Consider the following 26055-nt stretch of genomic DNA (forward strand, 5'->3'; position numbering starts at 1 on the left):
TGCGCTAAGTTGCTTGTAAACGTCACTTAAACCACGAGGTTTTGAGGACGACCTTCGACAAAGCATTGAATGTTTTCGAACAATTGGTGTACCAAGGTTGTTATCGCCGAATCACTGCCCCAAGCAACATGTGGGGTCAGTAACAAGTTGGGTAAATGAGCCTGCGCGATGAGCGGATTTAGTTCATTGGCAGGCTCTTCTGTGAATACATCGACACCCGCAGCCGCGATTTCACCTTCTTGTAAAGCCTGTACGAGCGCCTCTTCATCGACAAGTCCTCCTCGCCCAGTATTGATGAGTATCGCGTTGTTCTTCATCGCTTTGAGCGTCGTTTTTTCGATGATATTTTGCGTCTTTTCGGTAAGCGGGCAGTGCAAGCTGATGACATCGGCTTGGGTAATAACCTCTTCAAACGGATAGTACCCATCACGGCAATGATCCGCCCCTTTATGTTCGGCAAACATGACTTTCATACCTAATGCTTTTGCCGTTGTACCGACGGCTTGTCCCAAATTTCCTCTCCCGATTATCCCCAGCGTTGTGCCTGAGACATTGCCAATCGGATGCGTAAAGAAGCAGAACTGGCCATGGCGTTGCCATTCGCCGTTCTGAATATCGCTGTGGTAACCGAAGAGATTTCGACGTAATGAAAATATCATCCCCATCACATGCTCAGTGACTGACTGTGCGGCGTAGTTGCGAATGTTGCATACCTTGATACCAAGCGCTTGGCAGGCGGCTAAGTCGACGTTGTTCGTCCCTGTCGCAGCAATCGCGATCAATTGCAGCTTGGGGAGTTGAGACAAGGTGTCTTTGTTGAGCATAACTTTGTTGGTAATGAGGATGCTTGCGTCGCGGCAACGTTCAACTATCTGATCGGATGTCGTTATTGGGTAGCTTTGCCATTGATGAGGAAACGACGGCGTAGGGAGAGTAATGTGTGTTGGAATTGTTGCGGTATCGAGAAAAACAATCTTATGGCTCATGATGACGTTCGCTGAGATGGGTTTGAATCATCATACCGAATAGTGAGTACAATGCGTAACTCATGCGAGAGTGCAATCATGATTGCGCTTGTGAAGTTGCTTGGAAATACACTGATTTTTTTCTTGAAGTGACTCGAAAGTCCCTAGTCGCGAGCTGTAATTTTTCGCCAGTGTGTTGTGACTGTGAGGCAAAGAGTCACAATTTTCAATACACATTTTTAGCAAACGGATTTTAATCGTTCTACTACTCAATATGACGTCTCTGTCTGGGTAACAGACAGATTACTGATTGGATATAGACATAGGGATAGCAGAATGAAGAAAGCGATACTAGCGAGTGCGATAGCACTCATCTTTGCGCCGCCATTGTTTGCAGCAGATTGCAGTAACTTGGCCGTTTGGGATAGTGCAACCGCGTATGGTGGTGGAACAGAGGTTCAGCATCAAGGCGACATCTATAAAGCAAACTGGTGGACACAAGGTCAGGATCCGGCCGCGAACTCAGGTGATTGGCAGGAGTGGAGTTGGGTCTCAGCGTGTGATGTCATAGGAACGCTACCCCCTGAAATTACCGTGACCTCGCCTCAAGCGGGGGGGCAGTTTGTCGAAGGTTCGACCATCGTACTGGCTGTGGATGTGAAAGATGCTGTGCATTCGATCACTGAAGTGCAATTTAGCGTGAATGGCAACCGGATCGGATCTGTGCTTTCAGCGCCTTACGAGCTCCCGTGGGTGGCTGTGGTAGGCAATGCATCGATTGAAGCGACCGTCTTTAGTGATAGCGGCTTAAGCAGCAGCGACACGGTGAGTGTCACAGTAACGGCGGCAGGAGGGAATCAACCACCACAGGTCGCTGTGACCGCACCAAGCGATGGCGCACAGTTGACGGATGGCACTCAGATTACCTTTACTGCGGATGCCAGTGATGCTGATGGCGCCGTCGATCGCGTTGAGTTCTACTTGAACGATGTCCTTGTAGGCGATGATACTGTTGCACCTTATACGTTGACTTGGCCAGCAGTGATAGGTAATTACGCACTGTATGCCCGAGCGATTGATAACGAACTCGCCGCGACGACCTCCTCTGTTGTCTCATTCAGTGTTAAAGGTGAAGTGTCGGGCGGCGGTTGCGCAGGCGTGCCGACGTATGTCGCCGGGCAAAATTATGCCGCGGGTGATGTCGTGCAGGTGGATAACTATAGTTACCGCTGCGATGTTGCCGGCTGGTGTTCTTCTGATGCGGCTTGGGCTTACGCACCAGGAACAGGTGCACATTGGCAGGATGCGTGGACTGAGCAAGGCATCTGTGCCATTACCCCAGAAGTGAGCTTTACGTCACCAGCGCCCGGCAGCGTATTACTCGCGGGCGTTCCGGTAACGGTGGGTGTTGATGCAACCGATGGTGACGGCTCAGTGACAGGGGTTGAATTTAAAGCAGGGGCAACAACCATTGGCTCTGCCATCTCTACACCTTATCAAGTTGAGTGGCAGCCTAGCACTATCGGCAACACGGTATTGACAGCGATTGCAACAGACAATGAAGGCAACAAAGGTGAAAGCCAAATTCAAGTCAGTGTAACCGACCAGCCGCTAGTGGTCTCTTTAACATCCCCATCGAGTGGTGACAGTATTGCGTTGGGTAAAACGGTTGCCCTTGCTGCCGACGCGGCTGCGTTGACCGGTGGTGTGGCAAAAGTGGATTTCCTTGTCAATGGTAGCATCGTTGCAACGGATACGGTCGCACCTTTCGATGGTGTGTGGACGCCAGCCGCTGCGGGTAGTTACTCTGTTGCCGCCCAAGTGACGGACAGCGCTGGAAGCACGGCATTGTCAGACGCGGCCTCAGTATCCGTAAGAGCGATCTCCGGTAAGCGCCATCAGCTAATTGGTTACTGGCACAATTTTGTTAACGGTGCGGGTTGTCCAATGAACCTCAGTGAGATGTCTAAAGATTGGGATGTGATCGATATTGCATTTGCGGATAACGATCGTAACTCCAACGGCACGGTGCACTTCAACCTCTACAATGGCGATATCTACAGTGACTGTGCACCTATTGATCCTGTGCGCTTTAAGGCTGATATCAAAGCACTCCAAGCAGAAGGGAAAGTGTTTGTTCTCTCTCTTGGTGGCGCGGAAGGTACGATTACGCTTAATACTGACTCAGATGAAGCTAACTTTGTTTCAAGCTTGACTGACATCATTAAAGAGTGGGGTTTTGATGGTCTAGATATTGATCTCGAGAGTGGTTCTAACCTCGTCCATGGTTCGCAAATTCAGGCGCGCTTGCCACGTGCGCTGAAGCAAATTGAAGCGAATACTGGCGGAGATATGTACTTAACCATGGCGCCTGAGCATCCGTATGTACAGGGTGGTATGGTGGCCTATTCGGGAATTTGGGGCGCTTACATCCCATTGATTGATGAACTGCGCGGTACGCTCGATCTTCTGCATGTTCAGCTTTATAACAATGGTGGTCTTGCAAACCCTTATACCAATGGCGCCGCACCTGAAGGTTCAGTCGACATGATGGTTGCATCTGCGAAAATGTTGGTTGAAGGGTTTGAGAAAGCGGATGGCACTTGGTTTAGTCCACTACGTGATGACCAAGTGGCGATTGGCTTGCCTTCGGGACCAAGCTCTGCAAACTCGGGACAAGCGCCCATTCAGAACATAGTCGATGCGTTGGATTGTCTGACATTAGGGCAGAAATGTAGTTCGGTTGTGCCGACCAAGTTGTATCCAAACTTTGGTGGTGTGATGACGTGGTCAATCAACTGGGACCAACATGATGGCTTCAACTTCTCTGGACCTGTCGGTCAAAAACTCACAGAGATGAATGCACGTTAACGCTGTTTGAGTATAAAAGCGCAGCCAAATAGGCTGCGCTTTTTTATTGTAGAGCAGTTAACTAGAGAGGCGATGTGAGCTCTCATCAAGCTCTTGCGCGGTTTGCTCGATACGTCCAAGGGTTTCTGCAACGTCGCTCGATATATTACGTATAGAGCTGATGCTTTCGGCGAGTGAGTGTGACACATTTGATTGTTCATCGGTCGAAGACGCGATTTCAGAGTTGAGGCTAAACAGCTGGCCAGTCGACTCTTTGATCGCATCAAACACACCGCCTATTTGTGAAATGCTCTGCTCTGAGCTTTCCATCAAGGAAGCTGCGCGGTTAATGGTTTCACCGACTTGATTGGTCTTGTTTTGTAAACTACCAATAATCGTCTCGATCTCTTGCGTTGAGTCTTGAGTACGTTGTGCCAGTGAGCGAACCTCGTCGGCAACGACTGCAAATCCCCGTCCTTGTTCGCCTGCTCTCGCCGCTTCAATTGCAGCATTAAGGGCAAGTAAGTTGGTTTGCTCGGCAATGGCTTTAATTACATCAAGGACACTACTGACTTGTGCGCTTTCAGATGCCAAATCTTCCATTGCAGTTTGTGTGTTTGAAAACTCTTGGCTAAGGGTTTGGATAGAATCAATGGCCACTTGCATCGACTCTTGGCCATTAATGACACTGCCTTCATTGTCTCTTGCAATGGACTCAGCATCGTTAGTGACATCTGAGACACGTTTTAGCGTCACTGACATCTCTTCTATGGCAACGGAAACACTCTCAAATTGATGCTCAAGCTCGTCTGAGCGTGCTTTACTTGACGTCACATTTTGATGCGTATCAGAGGCAAGTTGACTGACAGTGCGAGAGATCTCGGTCGAAGCCTGCTGGTTTCTTGCAATGGCTTCGAGTAAATGGTTGATCTCAATAGCGATATCCTGAATGTCCCCTTTGGCCTTGATATCAATTCGAGTATCAAGTGATGCGTTGTTGTGCAGTGCTTTCAACTGGGCATTGAGTTCGGTGACTGGCTTGGAAACGTTTCTATGCGCCAATATGAAGCCAGCAATCGAAGCGAAGAATACTATGAACGCCATGACAAGTGTGGCATTTACCTCGGCTTTAAGGGTTTTGAAAGAGGCACTTTGCTCGGCATATGTGCGTTGCTCAAGTTCGGTAAAAAAACCGTCGATAGGACGCATGATCTTGGCTTTTTCCGAATGATACGTTGGGCTGTGGAGTAATTCTGCCGCGAGCGCCGTGTCAGGCGTTGCACGAACGCTATATTCCCCCGTTGTTGGGTCGGCAAAGATCCCTTTTACCGCATTCATGGCTTTCACTTCGAGCGCCACTAACGCATCGGAGTTTGCTTTTGCGGTATTGAGCAGGTTGAACTCTTTGTCACTGAAGCCGAGCTCTCGCATGTGTGCGAGGAGGTCCTGCCTGGGCCCGTCTTGTTTGGGTTTACTGCCATAGGTTAATACGAGATCCCAGTAGATCTGGTGGTAATTGACCGGGCGAGGTAAGTCGCCATTCCGGATCGACAGGATATCGAGATACATCCTTTCGTAATCTTCGTTACCTGTGAGGGCATAGGTTCGTGCTAAACGAGTGAGATCATCTGAGCTTTGTCTTAGCTCGTCAGCGGCTTGATAGGAGGCGTAGCGACGGTCGGCATTTTCCTTAAATTGGTCAGCCCCGGAGATTAACTGCGCCATTAATATGATAGTGATGATAGCGCTGAGACAGATAGCGCCAAACACCCATGACATGATTACCTTAGTGCTCATCGTTCCTTACACCTTAACTAGAAAACAGCTCTTCTAGTTTAGATGCTTAAAAGGAATATGAAAGGAATTGTATTTGAAAATGATATTTTTATAAATGAAATATCTCACTGAATAAAATGATAAAAGTTATCATTTTATAAATTCCCTGTAGGTATTTATATCTTGCAGTAGCCGCGCTTTTTTTGCCTCAGGGTAGAAGTTACAGGGGGCAAAGAGGTGCATGGGGGCTTCAGAATAAGGGTGCTTGAACGTAAGCTCAGCCGCATGCAACTGTAAACGTGGAGCCATCGCCAGTGCGTCTTGATGGGCATAAAAACGATCGCCAAGAATGGGATGACCAAGTGACAAAAGGTGGACGCGAAGTTGATGAGAGCGACCGGTGATTGGGTAGAGAGCAACGAGGGTGGTGCCATTCTCACGCTTTATCACTTCGAAGTAAGTTTGTGAGGGTTTTCCTTCCTGATAGCAAACTTTTTGCTTTGGTCGATTGGGCCAGTCACAAATTAAGGGCAGATCAATCAATCCAGTATCTTGGGCCATTTCGCCCCACACCCTCGCGTAATATAGCTTGCGAGTTTCTCTGTTCATGAACTGAATCTTCATATGGCGCTCAGCTTTTTTACGCAGAGCGAGTACCAAGAGTCCCGATGTGGACATATCTAAGCGGTGGATGATTTGTGAGTTGGGGTGGTGTTCGCGTACTCGAGTCCAGACGCTGTCAGCGTGAATCGGGTCTCGTCCCGGATTCGACAGTAAGCCAGACGGCTTGTTAACCGCAATAATGTCTTTATCAAGGTGCAAGACATCCAACCAAGGGTCTGTGGGTGGGTTATAGATGAAGTTGGACAAAACAGATAAGCAAGTTAATAGAAATAAAGGATGTCCGTAGTGTGATTTACTGATGGATAAAAAGCAAGGTGAGGTGCTTTGTTCGTAAGAGATGCTGACAATACCATGCCAGCATCAATACTATGACAACGCCACTATTCTACCGATGTCAGTTTGTAGGTAACACGCTCATAACTCGTATTTAAGAATTCTGAGTCGAAATCGTAGGGTTGAGATAATCGAAGCTCGACCATTCCGACACCTTCGCAGTATGTCCGATACGATTTTTGAGATGGATTAGAAAATTCATCTCCAAAGTTGATGTTCTCTTGGAGAACAAAAATACAGTTGTCCAAGCTGCCACCATCATATTGATAGCTGGTTTTTGCAATTGGGGTGACTTTAAATAATTCATCATTGTGCAGTGGTGTTGCATAGACTTCACCACAACTATTAGTGAGTTCAGTCATGATATATTCAGTATATCGAGTCGTGGTTTGATCAAGGCGAACATCTGTGTAGCCTGAGAAATTTAGTGTCTCAATAGTGCGAGTTTGTGTGCAGTTTCCCCACGTTACTTCTTGAGTAACAGTATCTCCTTCTACTGATAAAACGTTAATCGCGAATTCTATTTCGCCATCTAGTGTTGTAATTTCCTCTTTCCATTGTCCATCTTTCCAGTGGGTAACAAGCTGCTTTTCACCCTGACTCGTTGAAGCGGTTAATGTGACTTTTTTCGAGCCCGAAGCGGCGAGATAGTCCACAATATTAAGGGTGTCAGACGAAATAACCTGTCCTTCTGAGTTGATAACAGTTTGACCATTAATCTGGATTTCACCCTCAACATTTAAAATGGCGGTGCCCTCTGCTAGCGCTGCGCTAGAGATTAGCAGTGGTATCAAAGCAAGTTTATTCATTATGCGTCCTTTTATAATGACTTAATTGTTAATGTGCTCTCAGAGACAGTCAGAGTTCCTTTTGAATTCATATCAGCAGAAAGGGTAAATACCTTTTCACCTGAATCTGACTCGGGCACTAATATTGTCGTGTCATGATTGACAGTACCGGATTCCATGACAGACTTAATTTCTTCTGAGTCGGGTGTGCCTGATATGAGAGTGTTATCTGGGGTGTCAATTTCTGAGTTAATATCCCCCGATCCTGAGCTATTACAAGCAGCTAAAATCATCGTAATAGACAGCAGGGATACTATTTTTCTTAGCATTGTTATCTCCCTATTTTAGGTGAGAGTCTATAATATCGACTAATTAATGCTCATGTTAAGAAAGGTGAAATTATTGCGAGGTAAGTCTAAGTGAACTGTAAGTAAATATATAGCTGCAAAATCTAAAGTGACGCTCTGGTTAAGATGATTGTTTTGAAGGCGGAATATTAATTTAATTTTTGTTTATTGGTTGTTTTATTTTTGGCAGTTATCTTTTGATGCGCGGAAAGGGATTAAGGTGTGGATATACATATCCACACCCCATATTTGGAATTATTAATTATGGCTTACGACAATTAATCGTAATGAATCAAGTTGGACTTGTGCACTATTAATATAACCAGTTAGCGCTTTCATCTGCTCTTCGAGTTGTTCTAACTCATCATCGCGAATGTTCGGGTTGACCGCTTTCAATGCTTGTAAGCGATCGAGCTCTTCTCCAAGCGACTGTTTCATCTCTTGGATTGATTCCTCTTTAGCCTGCGCTAATTCTGCTTCAATCGCTTTATCGCCAACGGTAATGAGACTATGGATCTCTTTCTGAACAGAGTTCACCAGTTTGCTGCCGAGATGACGGTTGACTGGGCTGAGCTGACGGTTGAAACCTTCAAACTCCACATTGGCAGAGAGATTACCGCCTTTGCCATCCAGTAAAATGCGCACTGGTTTTTGGGGTAAGAAGCGACCGATGCCTGACTGCTTTGGTGCTTGCGCCTCAATGGTATAGATGAGTTCCAGTAATAGAGTACCTGCGGGTAGTGCTTTGTTCTTGAGCAGCGAGACAGCGGTCGTACCGACACCTTCGCTTAGTAGCAGGTCGATGCCGCCCTGAATCATGGGATGCTCCCAACTGACGAAATGCATGTCCTCACGTGACAGTGCTGTGTCGCGATCGAAGGTGATGGTACAGCCTTCGTAAGGAAGACCAGGGTAACTTGGCACCATCATATGCTCGGAAGGGGTGACGACCATGGCGTTGTCGCCTCGGTCATCTTGGTTAAGCCCGATGGTATCGAACAGACCCAATGCAAAAGTGACAAGATCGGTGTCCCCATCCAGTGCTTCAATCTCTTTGGCTAACGCTTGTGCGTCATCACCACCGTTAGAGTGCATCTCGAGTAGGCGATCCCGCCCTTGGTCGAGTTTCGCCTTTAAGTGATTATGCATTTCAGCGCTGCGCTCAATCATGCTTTCCAAGGCATCGAGATCGTTGCCACCCTTACCGAGTAACTCAATGAGTTCACCTTGAATTGCATCAAAGACAGAGCGTCCTGTTGGGCACGTCTCTTCAAAGGCATTCAAACCTTCGTTGTACCAGCGCACTAATGTTGCTTGTGATGTATTTTCAAGGTGAGGGACGTGAATTTCGATATCACGGCGCTGACCAATACGGTCAAGACGACCGATGCGCTGCTCGAGAAGATCCGGATTCATCGGTAAGTCAAACATGACCAGCTGATTCGAAAACTGGAAGTTGCGACCTTCTGAACCGATCTCGCTACACAGTAGGACTTGTGCGCCGCCCTCTTCATCGGCGAAGTAAGCTGCGGCTTTGTCTCGCTCGATGATTGACATGCCTTCGTGGAACACAGTGGCACGGATACCTTCACGCTCACGTAACGCTTGTTCGAGAGTCAATGCCGTTTGAGCACGAGCACAGATCACTAGCACTTTTTCTTGACGGTTGGCTTGCAAGTGGCTGATCAACCAATCGACGCGTGGGTCGAAGTTCCACCACGTTGCACTATCCCCTTCAAACTGCTGATAGATGTCTTCTGGGTAGAGCATTTGCAGTGCTTTCTCTTCTGCGCCAGTCGCTCCCCCCATCATGCCAGCGACTTTCATTGCCGTCTGATATTGGCTTGGAATGGTCAAAGGGTAGAGGTTAAGGTGCCGGTTAGGGAAGCCTTTAACGCCACCACGGGTATTTCGGAACAAGACTCGGCCTGTGCCGTGGCGATCCATCAAATGCTCAACAAGCTCTTGGCGAGTTGCCGCACGCTGCTCTTCAGCGACATCACTGGCTTCAATGATGCGCAGCAGTGGTTCAACATCCTGCTCTGACAGTAGCTCACCAATCGCGTTTTTCTCTTCGTTGCTGAGCTTATTACCAGAAAGCAGGCTTGCAACAGCATCAGCGACAGGCGCGTATTGGCGCTCTTCTTCAATGAAAGTCTCAAATTCAAAGAAACGGTCAGGGTCGAGTAAGCGTAATCGAGCAAAGTGGCTCTCGCGGCCAAGCTGTTCAGGGGTTGCAGTTAGCAATAATACCCCTGGCGTTTTTTCAGCGAGTGCTTCGACAACTTGATATTGGCGACTTGGCTTCTCTTCGCTCCATTCAAGATGATGCGCCTCGTCAACCACTAACAGATCCCAATCCGCCTCGACAACTTGTTCAAAGCGTCGACGGCTCTTACGCAAGAAATCGAGCGAGCAAAGGACATACTGTGCAGTGTCGAAAGGGTTATGGGCATCAGCGAAGGCTTCGACACAGCGTTCTTCATCAAAGATAGAAAAGTGCAGGTTAAAACGGCGCATCATTTCCACCAGCCACTGATGCTGCAGCGTTTCTGGCACAACAATCAATACGCGTTCAGCTCGGCCTGAGAGGACTTGCTGGTGGATGATCATACCCGCTTCAATGGTTTTACCAAGGCCAACTTCATCGGCCAGTAATACACGAGGGGCATATCGGCGTCCGACTTCACGCGCAATGTAAAGCTGGTGAGGTATCAACCCTGCGCGCATACCACAGAGGCCACGTAGTGGACTGCGATGCTGCTGATATTGATTCTTAAGCGCGCGGAAACGCAAGGCAAAACGATCCATACGATCGATTTGACCCGCAAACAGTTTATCTTGTGGCTTATTGAAACGAATTTGATGGCTGAGCATAATTTCGCGCAGCGCCACACCCGGTTCTTCCGTATCGGTGCGTGTGCCAAGATAGGTAAATACGCCCTTATCTTCGACCACCTCTTCTACCTTGAGAGACCAGCCTTCATGGCTGTCGACAACATCACCCACATTGAACATCACGCGTGTTACTGGCGCGTCATTGCGCGAATAGACGCGGTTCTCTTCGCTGGCAGGAAACATCAGTGTCACGGTTCTAGCATCGACGGCGACGACGGTACCTAAGCCGAGTTCGTGCTCGGTATCACTGATCCAACGTTGTCCCAGAGTAAATGGCATAAAGAGCACACCTTCTTCTTATATCTATTTATTGCTGTGAAACGGGGAGAATGAACGACGCTGCCTATATCAGCGAGCGCTGACAGATAAGTGTAGTCGCTCAGTCCAAACAAAAGGGGGCTAATGGTACTGCATGATGTGATTGACGTCACGGTGATTTACACGTTTTTGTTGCGGGAATCTGCATAGTTTTCAAACAGTCTGCACATCCGGTGATGAAGGGGTTTTGATTGTCACATTCTTGTCAATTTAGCTTGTTTTTATGGAAGAGGCGAGAGGAGGCCATCGATTTGCCAAGGTGCGTCTCAAATGTGACATTTTTATCAATTGCTCACTCAATATGGCTTACGCTTTAGTTAGTGGTGCAACTTTGCCTAACACCACCAAGGAGGTGCCTATGGGCGACACTGATCGGAAGATTTTTGTTCTCGATACGAATATCCTGCTGCACGAACCCCTAGCCATATACTCATTCCAAGAACATGATGTTGTCATTCCCATGACTGTCCTCGAAGAACTCGACCGCATTAAAGACAGCAAACGTGATGTCTCCCGCGATGCACGCGTCGCGATTCGTGCGTTAGAGGACCTGTTCCACGATGCGACCCCAGATCAAATCTCTGAAGGGATTCCACTGGGTACGCAAGAAGAAAGTAAAGGGACAATCGCCATTCTGGCAGACTACGAAATTAAGGAGACTGTTCAAGCCTTTGCCGATAAGCACGGTGACAACCGTATCTTAAATGCCACGCTGTACTTGCAAAACAAACGTACACCGCGACAGGTAGTACTGGTGACGAAAGACATCAATATGCGGTTGCGAGCGAAAGGAGCTGGCGTACGCTTTGTTGAAGACTATCGTACCGACCAGTTAATTGAAGACATTCGCTTTTTGACGAAAGGCTATGTCGAGCACGACGGCCTGTTTTGGGAAAAAATTGATGAATGCCACAGTGAAAACCGTGGACGAAGTACGATTCATACTTTACCTAAACACTATTTCGAGAACCCATTCATTAATCAATATCTACTCGACGAGGGAACAGAATTTGCTGCGCGGGTGAAGGCGGTCAATGAGGAGACGGTCGAGATTAAAGACATTAGCCGTGAACGCCTGATGAGTCGCACGGCGTGGGATGTACACCCTAAGAACATTGACCAAGCAATGGCGATGGATGCCTTGATGGATCCAAGTATTGATCTCGTGATTCTTACAGGGCCTGCCGGCTGTGGTAAAACCATTTTGGCGATGGCCACGGCCTTAGAGCAAGTGATTGAAAAAGGGATGTATGACAAGATCATCGTGACGCGAAACACGCCGGATATTGCGGAGTCAATTGGCTTCTTGCCGGGCACAGAAGAAGAGAAGATGATGCCTTGGCTTGCCGCCGTCACCGACACAATGGAAGCCTTGCATAAGAATGATGTCTGTACAGAAGGTTCGATGAAGTACATCTATGAGAAGGCAAACTTGCAGTTTAAATCGATCAACTTCATGCGAGGCCGGTCGATTCAAAATGCCTTTGTCCTACTCGATGAGTGTCAAAACTTAACGGCATCGCAGATTAAAACCATCATTACCCGTTGTGGGGAAGGAACCAAACTGGTTTGCTCTGGTAATTTGGCGCAAATTGATTCCCCCTACTTAACCCCGGTAACCTCTGGGCTCACCTATATCGTTGAGCGTTTTAAAGACTTTGAAGGCAGTGCCAGCCTCTACCTCAATGGCGTGGTACGCAGTCGTTTGGCAGAATATGCCGAACAAAATCTATAGTGTGTCATGTCAATGTGTGCCTAGATAACGCTTAACTGATTCATGGGTGGGGTGGCCGATGACGGTCGCCGCCGAGTCAAACGCAAGGATGTGACCACTATCGATAAAGGCCACTTTGTCAGCGATAGCGTGGGCATCCTCTGGACTGTGGGTGACCATGATCACCGTCGTATTTTGCTGTTGAGCGATTTGTTTAACGACAATGAGCATCTCTTTACGTAACGCGGGGTCGAGGGCAGAAAATGGCTCATCTAGCAGCAGCAGTGGGCGCTGACGGACTAACGCCCTCGCTAAAGCCACGCGCTGCTGCTGGCCACCGGACAGTGTGGTCGGTAATCTTTCTTGCAACTGATGTAAGCCAACATTCTCACAAGCCTCATCGACTTGTTGCCACTGCATCGTAGTGAGCTTTAGTCCCGGATGAATACCCAGCCCAATGTTCTCTTTCACACTCAAATGCGGAAACAGGTTATGTGATTGAAAAAGCATGGAAAGCGGCCTTTTATGCGGGGCTTGATCGGTAAATGTCTGCTTATTCAAGCTGGCCTCACCAGACTCTGGTGTCAGAAAACCAGCCAGTAGCGCCAGTAGTGTACTTTTTCCTGCGCCGCTTGCGCCAAGCACGGCCAAGACTTCACCGTTTTGTAATGCGAAATCAAACGTCAGTGATTGACTTTTATCTTCGTGCAGATAGGTGTAACTAAGTTGATTGACGTTTAACAAGACATTTCTCCGCGAGAGCAAAAAGACTGAGGCTGAGCACAAGGAGTACGAGCGCAACCACGGCAGCCGCTTCAAGCTGATAGCTGCCCATCAATTGAAAAAGATAGAGGGGCAAGGTTTGGAAGTCTTGGCTACCAAACAAGGCGATAGCCGTAAGATCACCAAGTGACAGCACAAAAGCAAGCGCAAAAGCATGGACGAATGTTGGCGCGAGCAAAGGCCACTCGACGCGTCGCCAACGTTGAACCCCGCGCATTCCTAAGCTTTCACAGAGTGGATTGAACTGCTGAGCACAGTGAAGTAGCGGTTGCGATAGGGCTTTTAGGACAAACGGCATTGCCATTAGCGCATTCACGGTGATGACAAGCCACAGGGCATGATCGTAGACGCGACTGAAGTGACGAACCATTAAAAATAGCCCCGTGCTAATGACCAACCCTGGCGTGACCAAAATTAAGCTTCCGGCCAGTTCCAAACTATCGGCAGCACGGCGTTTATTTGCTAGCCGCCAGTGGCGACTGGTATTTAAGAGGGTGATACCTAAAGCGATCGCAATCAGGCTGGCAAACAGGGCGATATGTAGTGAGTGCAAGGTGGCTTGCCACAGTTGTGGGCTTAACAAAACGTCAAAGGTGCGGGTGTTAATGCCTGCGCTAACAACGGCGATGAAAGGAGGAAGCACAAGCAAGAAGCCTATGCTCAGCCACATGATGTCCCAGCCCCGTTGTGGCAATGAATCCTGATGCGGATAGCGTGAAAAGCCTTGGGCAGGAGCGCTTTCTACTGGCTTCGCAAAACGGTTTATGACAAGTACCAGTAATGTACAGATCCCCATTTGCCACACGGCAAGCATCGCCCCCAAGCCTAAATCGAAATCAAAACGAATCGCTTGATATATGGCCAACTCAATTGTCGTCGCTTTTGGCCCTCCACCCAATGCCATGACAGTCGCAAAACTGGTAAAGCAGAGCATAAAAACTAAGCCGCAAACGTGTGGAATTTGCTGTCGGATTCGAGGCCAAGCCAAGCGCTGGAAACGCTGCCATCGATTGAGGCCAAGGTGCGCAGCGAGCTGGTGTTGTTGAACGGGAATAGATTCGATGCTGATTAATAGTAGCTTGGCAGAAAGCGGCGCATTAAAAAACACATGCGCAAGCAGTATGCCCGATAAGCCATAGATCGAAAACGAGGTACCTAACCAGCGATTGAGTAAGCCACTGTTGCCGTAAATCGCCAGCAAACCAACGACGACGATCAACACAGGCAACACTTGCGTTAGTGAGAAAAGACGAAGTAACCAGCGACGTCCCGGAAAGCGTCGATGAGAGAGTGACTCAGCCAGAGGGATAGCAATGGCTAGGCTTAGCAAGGTGGAGTAGGTTGCTTGAATAAAGCTGAATGCGGTGATGTGGCGAAGGTAGGGATCTTGCCAAATCTGTTGGATATCAAAGGTGGGTGCAATTAACCATAAAGAGAGGAGTGCGCCAAAAATAAAGCAAACAATAAGCCCGGCACTGAGGAGGCCGGGCAGGGTCGTTGACCAATATCGCGAGTTAAGCATGGCGTACTTGTCCGCTATATTGTTGAGATAGCATCATGACGGTTATTGAATGAGGGCAGTTTGCCATTCACGAATCCAACCGCGGCGTTTCTCATTCACCTCTTCTGCACTAAAGTTCAGCGGTGTCTTGGGTACAGTGAGTGTTTCAAAGCCCGCAGGCAGATCAACATCAATCACGGGATACATCCAGTTGCCTGTAGCGATATGTTGTTGGAATCCCTCTGAAAGCATAAATTGAAGAAAGTCGTCGGCGAGTTTGGCGTTCGGTGCATGCTTGAGCTTGGCGGCAACCTCTACTTGCATATAATGGCCCTCGTCGAAGTGTGCAGCAGCATAGTTGCTGTCTTCTTCTGCGATAAGGTGATAGGCCGGTGATGTCGTATAGGAGAGCACCATATCGGCTTCACCATCAAGGAACATGCTGTAGGCTTCAGACCATCCTTTAGTGACGGTCACGGTTTTCTTCGCAATCTTTCCCCATGCTTCAAAGGCGTTCACACCATAAACATGTTTGACCCACAGCATGAGACCTTGACCGGGTGTCGAAGTGCGAGGATCCTGATACAGGATCTTAATGTCGTCGCGCTCAATGAGGTCTTTTAGGCTTGTTGGGGGATTCTCAAGTTGGGTTTTGTTATAAACGAACGCGAAGTAGCCATAATCAAAAGGAACAAAGTGGCTATCTTGCCAACCGCCTGGCAGTGTTAGCGCGGTTGTATCGACATCGTGTTTAGCAATGAGACCGGTTTGTGTTGCTTCGACAATGAGGTTGTCATCCAGACCAAGGATGATGTCAGCATTGGATTTTTCGCCTTCAAGGCGTAAGCGGTTGAGAATAGAAACACCGTCATCAAGTGCGACATAGTTAACATTGCAATCGCATTGTGCTTCAAAGGCGGTTTTGATTGCGGGGCCTGGTCCCCAGTCACTGGCAAACGAGCTGTAGGTATAAATGTTTAATGTGTCATTCGCGGCTACTGCTGGGAGTGTTGCTGCGCACATCAGTATGGCCAAAGCGGTCTTTTTCATCGGTGCTCCAAACAAGGTGTCGGGCGGCACAGGTTATGAGCAGCGAGTCTCAATCCCTACGCCAGCTTAAACTGGATCAGGTTCATTGGGTATCGTAATAGCAATTACTCTCTCAGCCTGCAATGCTTGTTGCGCATGTATCTTGGCTCCCCATGAGAACAAGCTATTGTAACGACTCTTCATCTGTTTGTAACGATAGTGCGGTGAATGTATTGAATTCATTGACGCCATTTGTATCTGTGTCGGTGTGGTGAAAGCTTTTTGGTATCACCGGGTCTCAGTATAGCGTGAACAAATGATAGCGTGAGGAGTGAGCAATGAGAAAGTGGTGGTGGTTACTGTGGTGTGTGACGTTGCCGCTTTGGGCAGCGCCCAAGTCGGATTTGTGGCCGATGTGGGACGCTTCCCAATCTGGAAACGCCACTATTTCACATGATCGATGGCAGCAGGTGTTGAGTCGGTATGTCTCCGTTGAACAATCGCAAAGCTACTTTGATTATGGGAAATACAAAGCCAGTGGCCAAACTGACATTCAGCAGTATCTCTCCACGCTGACTGCAATTGACCCGCGAGGTTTTAGCCGTGAAGAGCAGTTTGCTTATTGGGTCAATCTCTATAACGCTCTGACGGTACAGTTGATCATTGATAACTATCCCCTCGCTTCGATAACGAAACTGGGAGGCTTCTTTCAGTTTGGCCCTTGGGATGATGAGCTTGTGGTGATTGCGGGGGAAGCATTAACGCTCAACGACATTGAACACAGAATCCTTCGCCCTATATGGCAAGAGCCTCGCATTCACTATGCGGTTAATTGCGCGAGCTTAGGTTGTCCTGATCTGTTGCCACATGCTTATACGGCCCAAAACACAGAGACACTGCTAGAGGAAGCAGCAAGGCGTTTTATCAATAGTGATAAAGGTGTGTTGATCAACGGTGATCGCGCGGTGTTAAGCTCGATCTACGACTGGTATGGCGTGGATTTTAAGCCGAGCGTTAAAGCGCATGTGAATCACTATCGTCGAGATAGCTTGCTTGGCGATCATCGCATTGACTATGAGTATGACTGGGATCTTAACCAGCGTAAGCCTTGAGCCTATCTTCGTAAAGGCTGAAAAATAGCAAAGGGAGCCAGTCGGCTCCCTGTGCTTTACGTGATGTAAGACGACGATTATCGCAAAAACGCGGGGATCTTCTCCTCATAGGCGGCTATTTTCTCTTCATGCTGCAGTGTCAGACCAATGTTGTCTAACCCATTCAGTAAGCAGTGGCGACGAAACTCATCGATCTCAAAGGTGTAGACTTCGCCATTGGCTCGTACTTCCATCGCTTCTAAATCAACGGTGATCTCTGCGCCTTCATTGGTTTCGACGTACTGAAACAGTGCATCAACTTCCGCATCTTTGAGGCGAACGGGTACCATCTGGTTGTTGATAGAGTTGCCATAGAAGATATCCGCGAAGCTTGGTGCAATCATCACGCGAATACCGTAGTCAGCGAGTGCCCATGGCGCATGTTCTCGTGACGAACCACAGCCGAAGTTTTCACGAGCTAGCAAGATACTGGCACCAGCATAACGTGGGGCATTCATGACAAACTCAGGGTTGGCTTGCTCTCCGGCATCATCAAGGAAGCGCCAGTCATGGAAAAGGTGTTTACCAAATCCTACTCGAGTTACTTTTTGTAGAAACTGTTTTGGAATGATGGCATCGGTATCCACATTCGCAGCATCCAATGGTACGGCTAGACCTGTGTGTTGTTGAAAACCTGACATACTTGTCTCTCCTTAGATTTCACGAATATCGATAAAGTGACCAGCAACAGCCGCTGCCGCTGCCATTGCAGGACTCACTAAGTGAGTACGACCATCTCGGCCCTGGCGACCTTCAAAGTTACGGTTACTGGTTGATGCACAGCGCTCACCGGGGCCTAGGCGGTCATTGTTCATGGCTAGACACATAGAGCAGCCAGGTAGACGCCATTCAAAACCCGCCTCAAGGAAGATTTTATCTAAGCCTTCTTTTTCGGCCTGTGCCTTCACTTGTTCAGAGCCGGGTACGACAAGCGCTTGAACATTTGCCGCAACTTTACGACCTTTGGCAATCGCTGCTGCCGCACGCATATCTTCGATACGCGAGTTAGTACAAGAGCCAATAAAGACTTTATCAATCTCAAAATCAGACAGTTTTTTGCCAGCCTCTAAGCCCATATACGCAAGGGCTTTTTCAGCGGATGCACGCTCAATGGGATCTGCAAAGGAATCTGGCGCTGGGATCGCTTCATCGACCGCAATGACTTGGCCCGGGTTGGTCCCCCAAGTCACTTGTGGACGAATATCGGCACCATTCAAGGTAACAACGGCATCAAACTCTGCATCGTTGTCTGTTTTTAGTGAGCCCCAATACTCTACGGCCTCATCCCAGTCTTGACCGGTTGGTGAAAACTTACGTCCTTTTAAATAGTCGAACGTTGTTTGGTCTGGCGCGATTAAGCCCGCCTTGGCACCTAACTCAATTGCCATGTTACATACCGTCATTCGGCCTTCCATGGTCAGGTCAGTAATCGCTTCACCACAGAATTCAACCACGTAACCTGTTCCGCCTGCAGCGGTGGTTTTGCCAATAATGGCTAGCACAATGTCTTTCGCGGTAATGCCTTCTGCAACTTTGCCTTTTACCTCAATTTTCATGGTTTTCGCGCGAGGCTGCTTCAGGGTTTGCGTGGCAAGTACATGTTCAACTTCAGACGTACCGATACCAAAAGCCAGTGCCCCGAAAGCACCATGGGTTGCGGTGTGAGAATCACCACAAACAATGGTTGTGCCGGGTAGGGTAATACCCAATTCTGGCCCCATGACGTGAACAATACCTTGGTAGGGGTGGTTTAGATCGTACAGAGTGACGCCAAACTCTTCACAGTTTTTAGCCAGCGTTTCCATTTGGATACGGGCCATTTCACCTGACGCATTGATGTCTTTGGTGGTGGTGGAGACGTTGTGATCCATGGTCGCAAAGGTTTTGCTGACTTGACGCACTGGGCGTCCCTTTTCACGCAAACCATCAAATGCTTGTGGTGAGGTGACTTCGTGAACTAAGTGGCGATCAATGTAAAGAATAGGGTTTTCACCTTCAGCAGCCACGGCGACATGGGCGTCATAAATTTTTTCGTATAAGGTTTTTGCTGACATTGCTCAATTATCCTTGTCTGTTTGCCTTTTCAAACTCACGTTGCCGGGTCAAAGTTGCCTAGCAACGCTTGTTGGTGCAGGTCGCTGCTGTTATCCGCGGATGTAAGCGGCAATCTTGTCGCCCATTTCGCTGGTGGTTAATGCTTGGCCCTGTTTTGCAAGATCTACGGTGAGTTCGCCTGCTTCTAGTGCCTGCGATACCGCGGCCTCAATTGCACGCGCGGCCTCTTCTTCACCAAGGCTATAACGCAACATGAGTGCAGCAGAAAGAATTTGCGCTACTGGGTTAGCGATGTTTTTACCCGCGATATCAGGTGCACTTCCGCCCGCTGGCTCGTAAAGACCAAACTTACTTTCATTCAAGCTCGCCGAGGGTAGCATGCCCATAGAGCCAGTGATCATAGCGCATTCATCGGATAGGATGTCACCGAAGATGTTTGAACACAGCATGACGTCGAATTGGGCAGGATCTTTGATCAACTGCATGGTCGCGTTATCGATGTACATATGAGTGAGTTCGACATCAGTGTAGTCTTTTGCGATCTCTTCGACGACTTCACGCCACAAGATAGAGCTTTGAAGTACGTTTGCTTTATCGATAGAACACACTTTCTTACTACGTAAACGCGCAGACTCAAAAGCGATACGTGCGATACGTTCAATTTCAAAGCGGTGATACACTTCGGTATCAAACGCTTTTTCATTTGCGCCTTCACCTTCACGCCCTTTGGGTTGCCCAAAGTAGATACCGCCTGTCAGTTCACGCACTACGACAATATCGAAGCCATTGGCTGAGATATCTGCTCGTAGTGGCGAGAAGTTTTCTAATCCTGCGTGGATTTGCGCAGGGCGCAGGTTACAAAAGAGTTGGAAATGTTTCCGCAATGGCAGCAAAGCGCCACGCTCAGGCTGCTCGTTCGGTGGTAGGTGCTCCCATTTGGGGCCACCGACTGAGCCAAACAGAACGGCATCGGCTGCTTCACAACCTTTTAAGGTTGCGTCTGGAAGTGGAGAGCCATGGTTGTCGATTGCAATACCACCGACATCAAACTCATGCTTGTCAAACGTGATGTCAAATTTTTCGGCCACTGCATCTAATACTTTGTGGGCTTGCGCCATTACTTCTGGGCCAATGCCGTCACCCGGTAGTACTGCGATGTTGTATTTCCCTGCCATGGTTAAACTGTCTCCGATTTAATTTTGGTTTGTTCTTTAATTGCGGCGATACGATCTGCACGGTGAATGCTGTTGATGACGTGCAATAGCGCTTGGCCTGATGCCTCAACAATATCGGTAGAGACACCGGTTCCGTGGTACTTTCTACCTTTGTAGTTTGCAATAATGTCGGCTTGTCCAAGGCCGTCTTCACCCTCACCTTTTGCGGTTAGGTCAAACTTATCTAGTACAATATCGTAGCCAGTTACGCGGTAGATACACTGGTATAACGCATCCACTGGACCGTTACCGACTGCCGCCTCACATTTTTCTTCATCACCACATTGAATTTTGATACTGGTGGTGGCCATGACGCTACCCGATTGCACACTTAGGTAGTTCAATTTATAAAAATCATCTTCTTCACGAAGATTTGAGAAGTGCATCAGTGATTCAAGGTCGTAATCAAAAACTTGTCCCTTGCGATCGGCTAGCTTCAAGAAGTCGGCATACAGGGCGTCTAGGTTGTACTCTTCTTCTTTATAACCCATCGAATCCATATGACTCTTCACGGCCGCACGGCCCGAGCGCGAGGTAAGATTCAACGCTTGCTGTTTTAAGCCTATCGACTCAGGCGTCATGATCTCATAAGTGTTCTTATTCTTTAGCATGCCATCTTGGTGGATGCCTGATGAGTGGCTAAATGCGTTACCACCGACAATGGCTTTATTGTCTTGAATTGGCATGTTGCATAGTTGACTGACTAGCTTGCTGGTGCGGTGAATTTCTTCGTGATTGATGCCAGTGTTTACGCCTAAGAACTGTTGGCGTGTTTTGATGATCATGGCGATCTCTTCTAGTGCGCAGTTACCCGCACGTTCACCTATACCGTTAATGGTGCCTTCAATTTGGCGTGCACCCGCTTGTACAGCGGCGATTGAGTTTGCAACTGACATGCCCAAGTCATCATGACAGTGAACGGAGATAACGGCTTTATCGATATTAGGGACACGGTTGAAAAGCTGGGAAATAATGCCGCCGAATTCGCTAGGAATGGTGTATCCCACTGTGTCTGGAATATTGACGGTTGTCGCGCCAGCATTGATGGCGGCTTCTACCATGCGGCATAAATTGTCGATAGGTGTACGACCTGCGTCTTCACAGGAGAACTCGACATCGTCTGTGTATCGACGTGCGCGTTTGACTGCGTCAACACCCATTTGAATCACATCGTCGTAGCTGCGGCGAAGTTTATCTTGCACATGGATCGTTGAGGTAGAGATAAAAGTGTGGATGCGAAACGCTTCGGCGACTTTCAACGACTCACCGGCAACATCAATATCTTTGGCGACTGCACGCGATAGGGCACAAACTCGGCTGTTCTTAATATGTTTGGCAATAGTCTGAACTGATTCGAAATCACCCGGTGATGAAACAGGGAAGCCCGCCTCAATCACGTCTACTCCCAAGCGTTCAAGAGCATAAGCGATCTGCAGTTTTTCTTTCACGGTTAAACTGGCTGATAGCGCCTGCTCACCATCGCGAAGTGTGGTGTCGAAAATGATAACTTGATCGCTCATTGCTCTTTCCTTTTGGCTGACGTTAGTAATGCGCCTGCGAGTCATACAAAAAACCCGCGCTTTGGCGCGGGTTTTTGCTGTTTGATGTGGTTTATATTTCGTCCACTAGCATCCCGCGCGATAGTTCGCGATAAGGAGGAGGCTGAGGAGTAGACGCGTGTTTTTCATAAAAAACCAATAAACATTAAATTCTGATAACAATGAATATCAAATTACTGTGCGCAACGTCAAGCTTTGTGGGTGAATTAACCGAAATAATATTTTAAGTATCTGATTTTGTTTTTCTTTTCTAGGTTGTGCTTGATGGTGGTTCTTGAGGGGTGTTTTTTAGTTATGCGATTTTAGTGGTTTTTTATTTTCTTTGTTGGTGTTTAGTTCTGCGATTTAGCTTGATGTGTAGTTTGTTGTGCTATTAAGGTGCTTGAAGGTGTTTACTAAATGTTGGAGGGTGTTAAGTGAAAGAATGTTCATGCAAAAAAGCACGCTTTCATTGCGTGCTTTTTCTCTATGGTCGAAACCAAGGCCTTGAGTTAGCGGCTTACCAGCATTGAGACTAGAAAAATAGCCATTAAACCAGCAAGCAATTTAAGCTCTAACTTTTTCATTTTGTACCTCCTCAGCACTACTCACAATTAGGTTGCGAGCAAGAGTAATAAACCAGCCAGTCAGAATGAGGTTTAGAGCCAGTGACAGCATCCCAATTGTCACGATAGGTCCGCCAAACCCGTAGCCGATGCTGATCATCAAAACGCCGGCGCCTACTTCACCGCGTGGCCACATGCCAATACACAGGGCTAAACGCTCTTTTACTGTCGCTACGTTGCGGTAACAACATAGCGGGAACATTTTGCCGACGTTTGAAATAATCGTGATTATCATCACGTGGAACAACACTTCTCCCATAGGCATTGGGGGGAGGGATCCTGTGACGCTCTCTGTCACTTCTGGTGATCCTGTTGCTCCGAAAATCTGCGGTAGACTTAAGCCTACCAACACCATAAATATTGCCGCAAGAACGGTCGAGAAACGTTGATCTAGCGCAGTTTCATGCTGAGATTTTAACATGCAGCCTAATACGAACGCCGGAAGCAATACCTCAAAGTGTGCACCAGTCATTATATAAAAGGCTTTGCATGCAACTGCGATGATCGTTGAGTAGATCATAATGTGCTTCGCACTCGCGGGAAGATCCCATGCGTGCAGGTATTTGTAGGCCAGTAAGAGCATGCCAAACATCAGGATGAGAGCCACGCCAAGAGCAGGGTTCCAACCGACAATGACAATGCTGAGCGGAATCATCAGCAGTACGGTATCTAGGTCATCGAAGATGGCTAGTACTCGGGCTTTCTTGAACATCCACGTTGCCCCTAGACCAGCAGCGGCAAGCATAGAGAAAAGCACACCAGCTGACGTGGGTGCCGCAAATCGCCCTATGACTAACGACTCTTTCCATGCATCAAGATTGCTCCATAGTTCTGGCGGCATTACCACAAAGACGAAGTACAGCACGACAGCAATCCAAGGGAATGTCGCAGTGGTCATCGCGACGACATAATCCCAGCCATACTGTTTTAGATTTGACTTATCGAGTTCGAACTCACGACCAACATTTATCATGATGTATGAGAGGGCAATCATGGTGAGCATCATGATAAGGGGTTGGAGTGAAGTATACCCAGCAAATAGCATTGGGAATATTTGTGAACACACTAATCCCAACATGAGTAGTGCTGAATACAGCATAACTTTTTTCATTGGCAACCTTTATGAATCAGATGAGTGACATAAAGCAATGCACTCTAAATAAGCGACCAGAATCGGGCTTAATCCAATTTTCTGAGAATGATTATTTGAAGATTCATCCTGAGAATACCAACTCATACTAACGAAAACAGTTATGGCGAAACTTAATAAATCCGCACAATAGATTGCGAGAAGTAAATGCTGAAATGAAAGTATTTCATAGCAAGAGTAAATGAAACGAAATGTTAATGAAGGTGGGGGTTGCGTCTTTAATTTCTAGGTTTGGCGGGATGATAGTTCGATATTGCCGAGCATAGTAGTCGGAATTAACGTGGCATGCAAGATGAATAGGTGAGAGAACACCTTTTTTTGTGCCCGCCATTGCTTGCATGAATGAAATTATCACTGTAAATACATTAATCCCGCACTTTCGCTTCTTATCAGTATCTTGGTGTTATCAAACAGGCTCATTAGTGTGCGCTGGATCATTGTTGGTTCAATAAGTGTGAGTGATTGTGAGTTCGCGTTCATAAATTGTACTGCGTAACGTCACCTCGCTGTCATATCCCTTTCCTACGCTTTCCAAATGGAACTGAGCGGGAGATATGGAGATGATGATCCTGGCGCCAATACAACGCTTTGACTACGCGTTTTCGACCCTTTGTTTATGTCATCGGTTTAATTTGGTGACAGCAAAAATTAGCCGAGCAATCTCACGCACCGGGGATGGTCACCTGTATGTCGTGATCGCGTTGCTCGTTGTCATGTTTGATCAACAAAAAGGCGCTGAGTTCTTATCACTTGGCTTGATGGCCTTTGCTATTGAACTGCCTATCTACTTTTTGCTGAAGAACAGTGTAAAGCGCGACCGTCCTACAGAACTGCCTTCCTTTATAAAACCTTCTGATCGCTACAGCTTGCCTTCGGGTCACACTGCGGCCGCATTTATCATGGCAGCATTAGTAAGTTACTTCTACCCATCGTTTGCACCGTATGTCTGGGTGTGGGCGAGCTTAGTGGGGCTGTCTCGCGTCATGTTAGGTGTCCATTATTTTTCTGACATTATTGCTGGGATCGTACTTGGCTTGTCAGCGTTTCAGTTCGCAACGGAGATGCTATGAAGATACTGTTTGGTGTGCAAGGTACCGGGAATGGCCATACATCTCGTGCACGTGAGATGGCGCGAGCTTTCAGGGAACGAGGTGTTGGTGTCGAGGTCGATTTTCTCTTCAGTGGTCGCCCTGCTGACCAATATTTTGATATGGAGGTTTTCGGCGATTATCAAGTGCGTCGAGGATTCACTTTCATTACAGAGAACGGCCATATCAACCATGTTAAAACGGCGCTAAGTAACAACTTATTTGCTGTGGCTAGGGAAGTACAACAACTCGATCTTAGTGGCTATGATCTGGTGTTGAATGATTTTGAACCTGTTTCTGCATGGGCAGCTAAACGTCAAAAAGTGCCCTCTGTCGGCGTTAGTCATCAGTGTTCCTTTCTGCATCAAGTACCGATTCAAGGGCAAAATGTACTGGATAAGGGCATCATTCATTATTTTGCACCAACTCAACAACAACTTGGCTTGCATTGGTATCATTTTGAGCAGCCAATACTGCCTCCGATAATTCCCGCAATGGCGATGGACAAGGTGAGTGACAATGGTCGAGTGTTAGTCTATTTACCTTTTGAATCGCCCGATGAAGTCATCACGCTCCTGTCGCACTTTTCCGAACAGACTTTTGATTTTTATCATCCATTACATACAGAGTTTGAAGAAAAACAGAATGTGCATTGCCACCCGTTATCAAGAGACGGCTTTCACCGTGCATTGTTAAGCTGTTCTGGGGTGATTGCCAACGGGGGATTTGAGCTACCTTCCGAAGCGATAGGGATCGGTAAAAAACTACTCTTAAAACCACTTCAAGGTCAATTTGAGCAAGAGTCCAACGTGATGACACTGGAGATGATGGGACTGGCAAAAGTGATGAACACACTTAACCTCAACGCCTTAAGGACATGGCTCGACCAACCAAGTGTTGGTGCAGTGCGATTTCCAAATGTCGCAAACCACATTGTGGATTGGGTGTTAAAAGGTGATTGGGACGACTACAGTCTCCTTTGGGATAACTTATGGTCAGCCGTTGAATATCCTGAGGCTGTAGAAGACCTTGTCAGTGAGTTCGATACCCCTAAAACGCGCTTGAAAAAGAGGGCGTCGCTAACATCTTTATAACTGAGTGTTTAAATAATCCATAAGAAGCTGAAAAATCCACACTTATATTTATCTTTTAGGTGTGGGTTTTAATATCTTGGCGAGATCAATTCTTATTTGTTATTCACTCATTTCATGAAACATGACTCATCAAGCATTGTCTAGGTTTTGATTGCATTCATTTCGATGTGATCTGCCTACCAAATCATCACTCATCTTATCTCATTGATATAT

The 26055-nt window shown here is 47.6% G+C and carries 19 protein-coding genes and 1 riboswitch; of the genes, 5 read left to right on the forward strand and 14 right to left on the reverse strand.

The annotated features are described in order from the left end of the window. Positions 1–26 precede the first annotated feature (26 nt). On the reverse strand, positions 27–986 hold the full coding sequence (locus tag TSUB_RS01645; protein WP_087020830.1) for a D-2-hydroxyacid dehydrogenase: 960 nt from the start codon (positions 984–986) through the stop codon (positions 27–29). 315 nt (positions 987–1301) lie between these two features. On the opposite strand from TSUB_RS01645, the gene TSUB_RS01650 reads away from it, so the two are divergent. Then, entirely contained in the window at positions 1302–3836 is a 2535-nt protein-coding gene (locus TSUB_RS01650) for an Ig-like domain-containing protein (RefSeq protein ID WP_087020827.1), read from the forward strand. Between the two features lie 57 nt (positions 3837–3893). Here the strand turns inward: TSUB_RS01650 and TSUB_RS01655 are convergent, their stop codons facing one another. From TSUB_RS01655 to rapA, 5 genes are all read right to left on the reverse strand, one after another. Beyond that, positions 3894–5612 carry a methyl-accepting chemotaxis protein gene (locus tag TSUB_RS01655; RefSeq protein WP_087020824.1) on the reverse strand — a complete coding sequence of 573 codons (1719 nt, stop codon included), beginning with the start codon at positions 5610–5612 and terminating at the stop codon, positions 3894–3896. Positions 5613–5741: 129 nt separating this feature from the next. Continuing rightward, a complete protein-coding gene (rluA, locus tag TSUB_RS01660; protein ID WP_221274552.1) occupies positions 5742–6461 on the reverse strand; it encodes a bifunctional tRNA pseudouridine(32) synthase/23S rRNA pseudouridine(746) synthase RluA in 720 nt (239 codons plus the stop codon). A 134-nt stretch (positions 6462–6595) separates the two neighbouring features. Continuing rightward, positions 6596–7357 (reverse strand): hypothetical protein, encoded by a 762-nt coding sequence (locus TSUB_RS01665; RefSeq protein WP_087024614.1) that lies wholly within the window; start codon positions 7355–7357, stop codon positions 6596–6598. 11 nt (positions 7358–7368) lie between these two features. After that, on the reverse strand, positions 7369–7665 hold the full coding sequence (locus TSUB_RS01670; protein WP_087024611.1) for a hypothetical protein: 297 nt from the start codon (positions 7663–7665) through the stop codon (positions 7369–7371). Positions 7666–7941: 276 nt separating this feature from the next. Then, on the reverse strand, positions 7942–10860 hold the full coding sequence (rapA, locus tag TSUB_RS01675; protein WP_087025329.1) for an RNA polymerase-associated protein RapA: 2919 nt from the start codon (positions 10858–10860) through the stop codon (positions 7942–7944). Positions 10861–11257: 397 nt separating this feature from the next. On the opposite strand from rapA, the gene TSUB_RS01680 reads away from it, so the two are divergent. Beyond that, positions 11258–12634, forward strand: coding sequence for a PhoH family protein (locus TSUB_RS01680; RefSeq protein WP_087025326.1), 1377 nt, complete (start codon positions 11258–11260; stop codon positions 12632–12634). 9 nt (positions 12635–12643) lie between these two features. On the opposite strand, the gene thiQ is transcribed toward TSUB_RS01680, so the two are convergent. From thiQ to thiB, 3 genes are read right to left on the reverse strand one after another with little or no spacing between them, the layout of a single operon-like run. After that, entirely contained in the window at positions 12644–13357 is a 714-nt protein-coding gene (gene thiQ / locus TSUB_RS01685; RefSeq protein ID WP_087025323.1) for a thiamine ABC transporter ATP-binding protein, read from the reverse strand. After that, on the reverse strand, positions 13335–14918 hold the full coding sequence (gene thiP, locus TSUB_RS01690; RefSeq protein WP_087025320.1) for a thiamine/thiamine pyrophosphate ABC transporter permease: 1584 nt from the start codon (positions 14916–14918) through the stop codon (positions 13335–13337). The genes thiQ and thiP overlap by 23 nt, the downstream gene beginning before the upstream one ends. A gap of 42 nt (positions 14919–14960) precedes the next feature. Next, complete coding sequence (thiB, locus tag TSUB_RS01695; protein WP_087025318.1) at positions 14961–15947, reverse strand: thiamine ABC transporter substrate binding subunit; 987 nt, start codon at positions 15945–15947, stop codon at positions 14961–14963. A gap of 35 nt (positions 15948–15982) precedes the next feature. Then, a riboswitch (TPP riboswitch) is annotated at positions 15983–16110 on the reverse strand. A 154-nt stretch (positions 16111–16264) separates the two neighbouring features. Between thiB and TSUB_RS01700 the strand changes: the two genes are divergently transcribed. Beyond that, positions 16265–17038 carry a DUF547 domain-containing protein gene (locus TSUB_RS01700; RefSeq protein WP_087025315.1) on the forward strand — a complete coding sequence of 258 codons (774 nt, stop codon included), beginning with the start codon at positions 16265–16267 and terminating at the stop codon, positions 17036–17038. A 77-nt stretch (positions 17039–17115) separates the two neighbouring features. Here TSUB_RS01700 and leuD read toward each other — a convergent pair whose 3' ends face one another. The 5 genes from leuD to TSUB_RS01725 all read right to left on the reverse strand — a co-directional run bounded on the left by leuD (position 17116) and on the right by TSUB_RS01725 (position 23621). Next, a complete protein-coding gene (gene leuD / locus TSUB_RS01705; protein ID WP_087025312.1) occupies positions 17116–17718 on the reverse strand; it encodes a 3-isopropylmalate dehydratase small subunit in 603 nt (200 codons plus the stop codon). A 12-nt stretch (positions 17719–17730) separates the two neighbouring features. After that, entirely contained in the window at positions 17731–19131 is a 1401-nt protein-coding gene (leuC, locus tag TSUB_RS01710; protein WP_087025309.1) for a 3-isopropylmalate dehydratase large subunit, read from the reverse strand. 90 nt (positions 19132–19221) lie between these two features. Next, entirely contained in the window at positions 19222–20307 is a 1086-nt protein-coding gene (leuB, locus tag TSUB_RS01715; protein ID WP_087025306.1) for a 3-isopropylmalate dehydrogenase, read from the reverse strand. Between the two features lie 2 nt (positions 20308–20309). Next, positions 20310–21866, reverse strand: a complete 1557-nt coding sequence (gene leuA, locus TSUB_RS01720) for a 2-isopropylmalate synthase (RefSeq protein ID WP_087025303.1) — start codon at positions 21864–21866, stop codon at positions 20310–20312. A gap of 585 nt (positions 21867–22451) precedes the next feature. Further along, positions 22452–23621, reverse strand: coding sequence for a cation:proton antiporter (locus TSUB_RS01725; RefSeq protein WP_087025300.1), 1170 nt, complete (start codon positions 23619–23621; stop codon positions 22452–22454). A 599-nt stretch (positions 23622–24220) separates the two neighbouring features. Between TSUB_RS01725 and TSUB_RS01730 the strand changes: the two genes are divergently transcribed. Both TSUB_RS01730 and TSUB_RS01735 read left to right on the forward strand, forming a co-directional pair. Beyond that, complete coding sequence (locus TSUB_RS01730; protein ID WP_087025331.1) at positions 24221–24730, forward strand: phosphatase PAP2 family protein; 510 nt, start codon at positions 24221–24223, stop codon at positions 24728–24730. Continuing rightward, positions 24727–25842: an MJ1255/VC2487 family glycosyltransferase gene (locus TSUB_RS01735; protein WP_087025297.1), complete on the forward strand. Its 1116-nt coding sequence runs from the start codon at positions 24727–24729 to the stop codon at positions 25840–25842. The genes TSUB_RS01730 and TSUB_RS01735 overlap by 4 nt, the downstream gene beginning before the upstream one ends. Positions 25843–26055: the final 213 nt, after the last annotated feature.

Origin of the sequence: Thaumasiovibrio subtropicus (assembly GCF_019703835.1) — a bacterium.
GTDB lineage: Bacteria > Pseudomonadota > Gammaproteobacteria > Enterobacterales > Vibrionaceae > Thaumasiovibrio > Thaumasiovibrio subtropicus.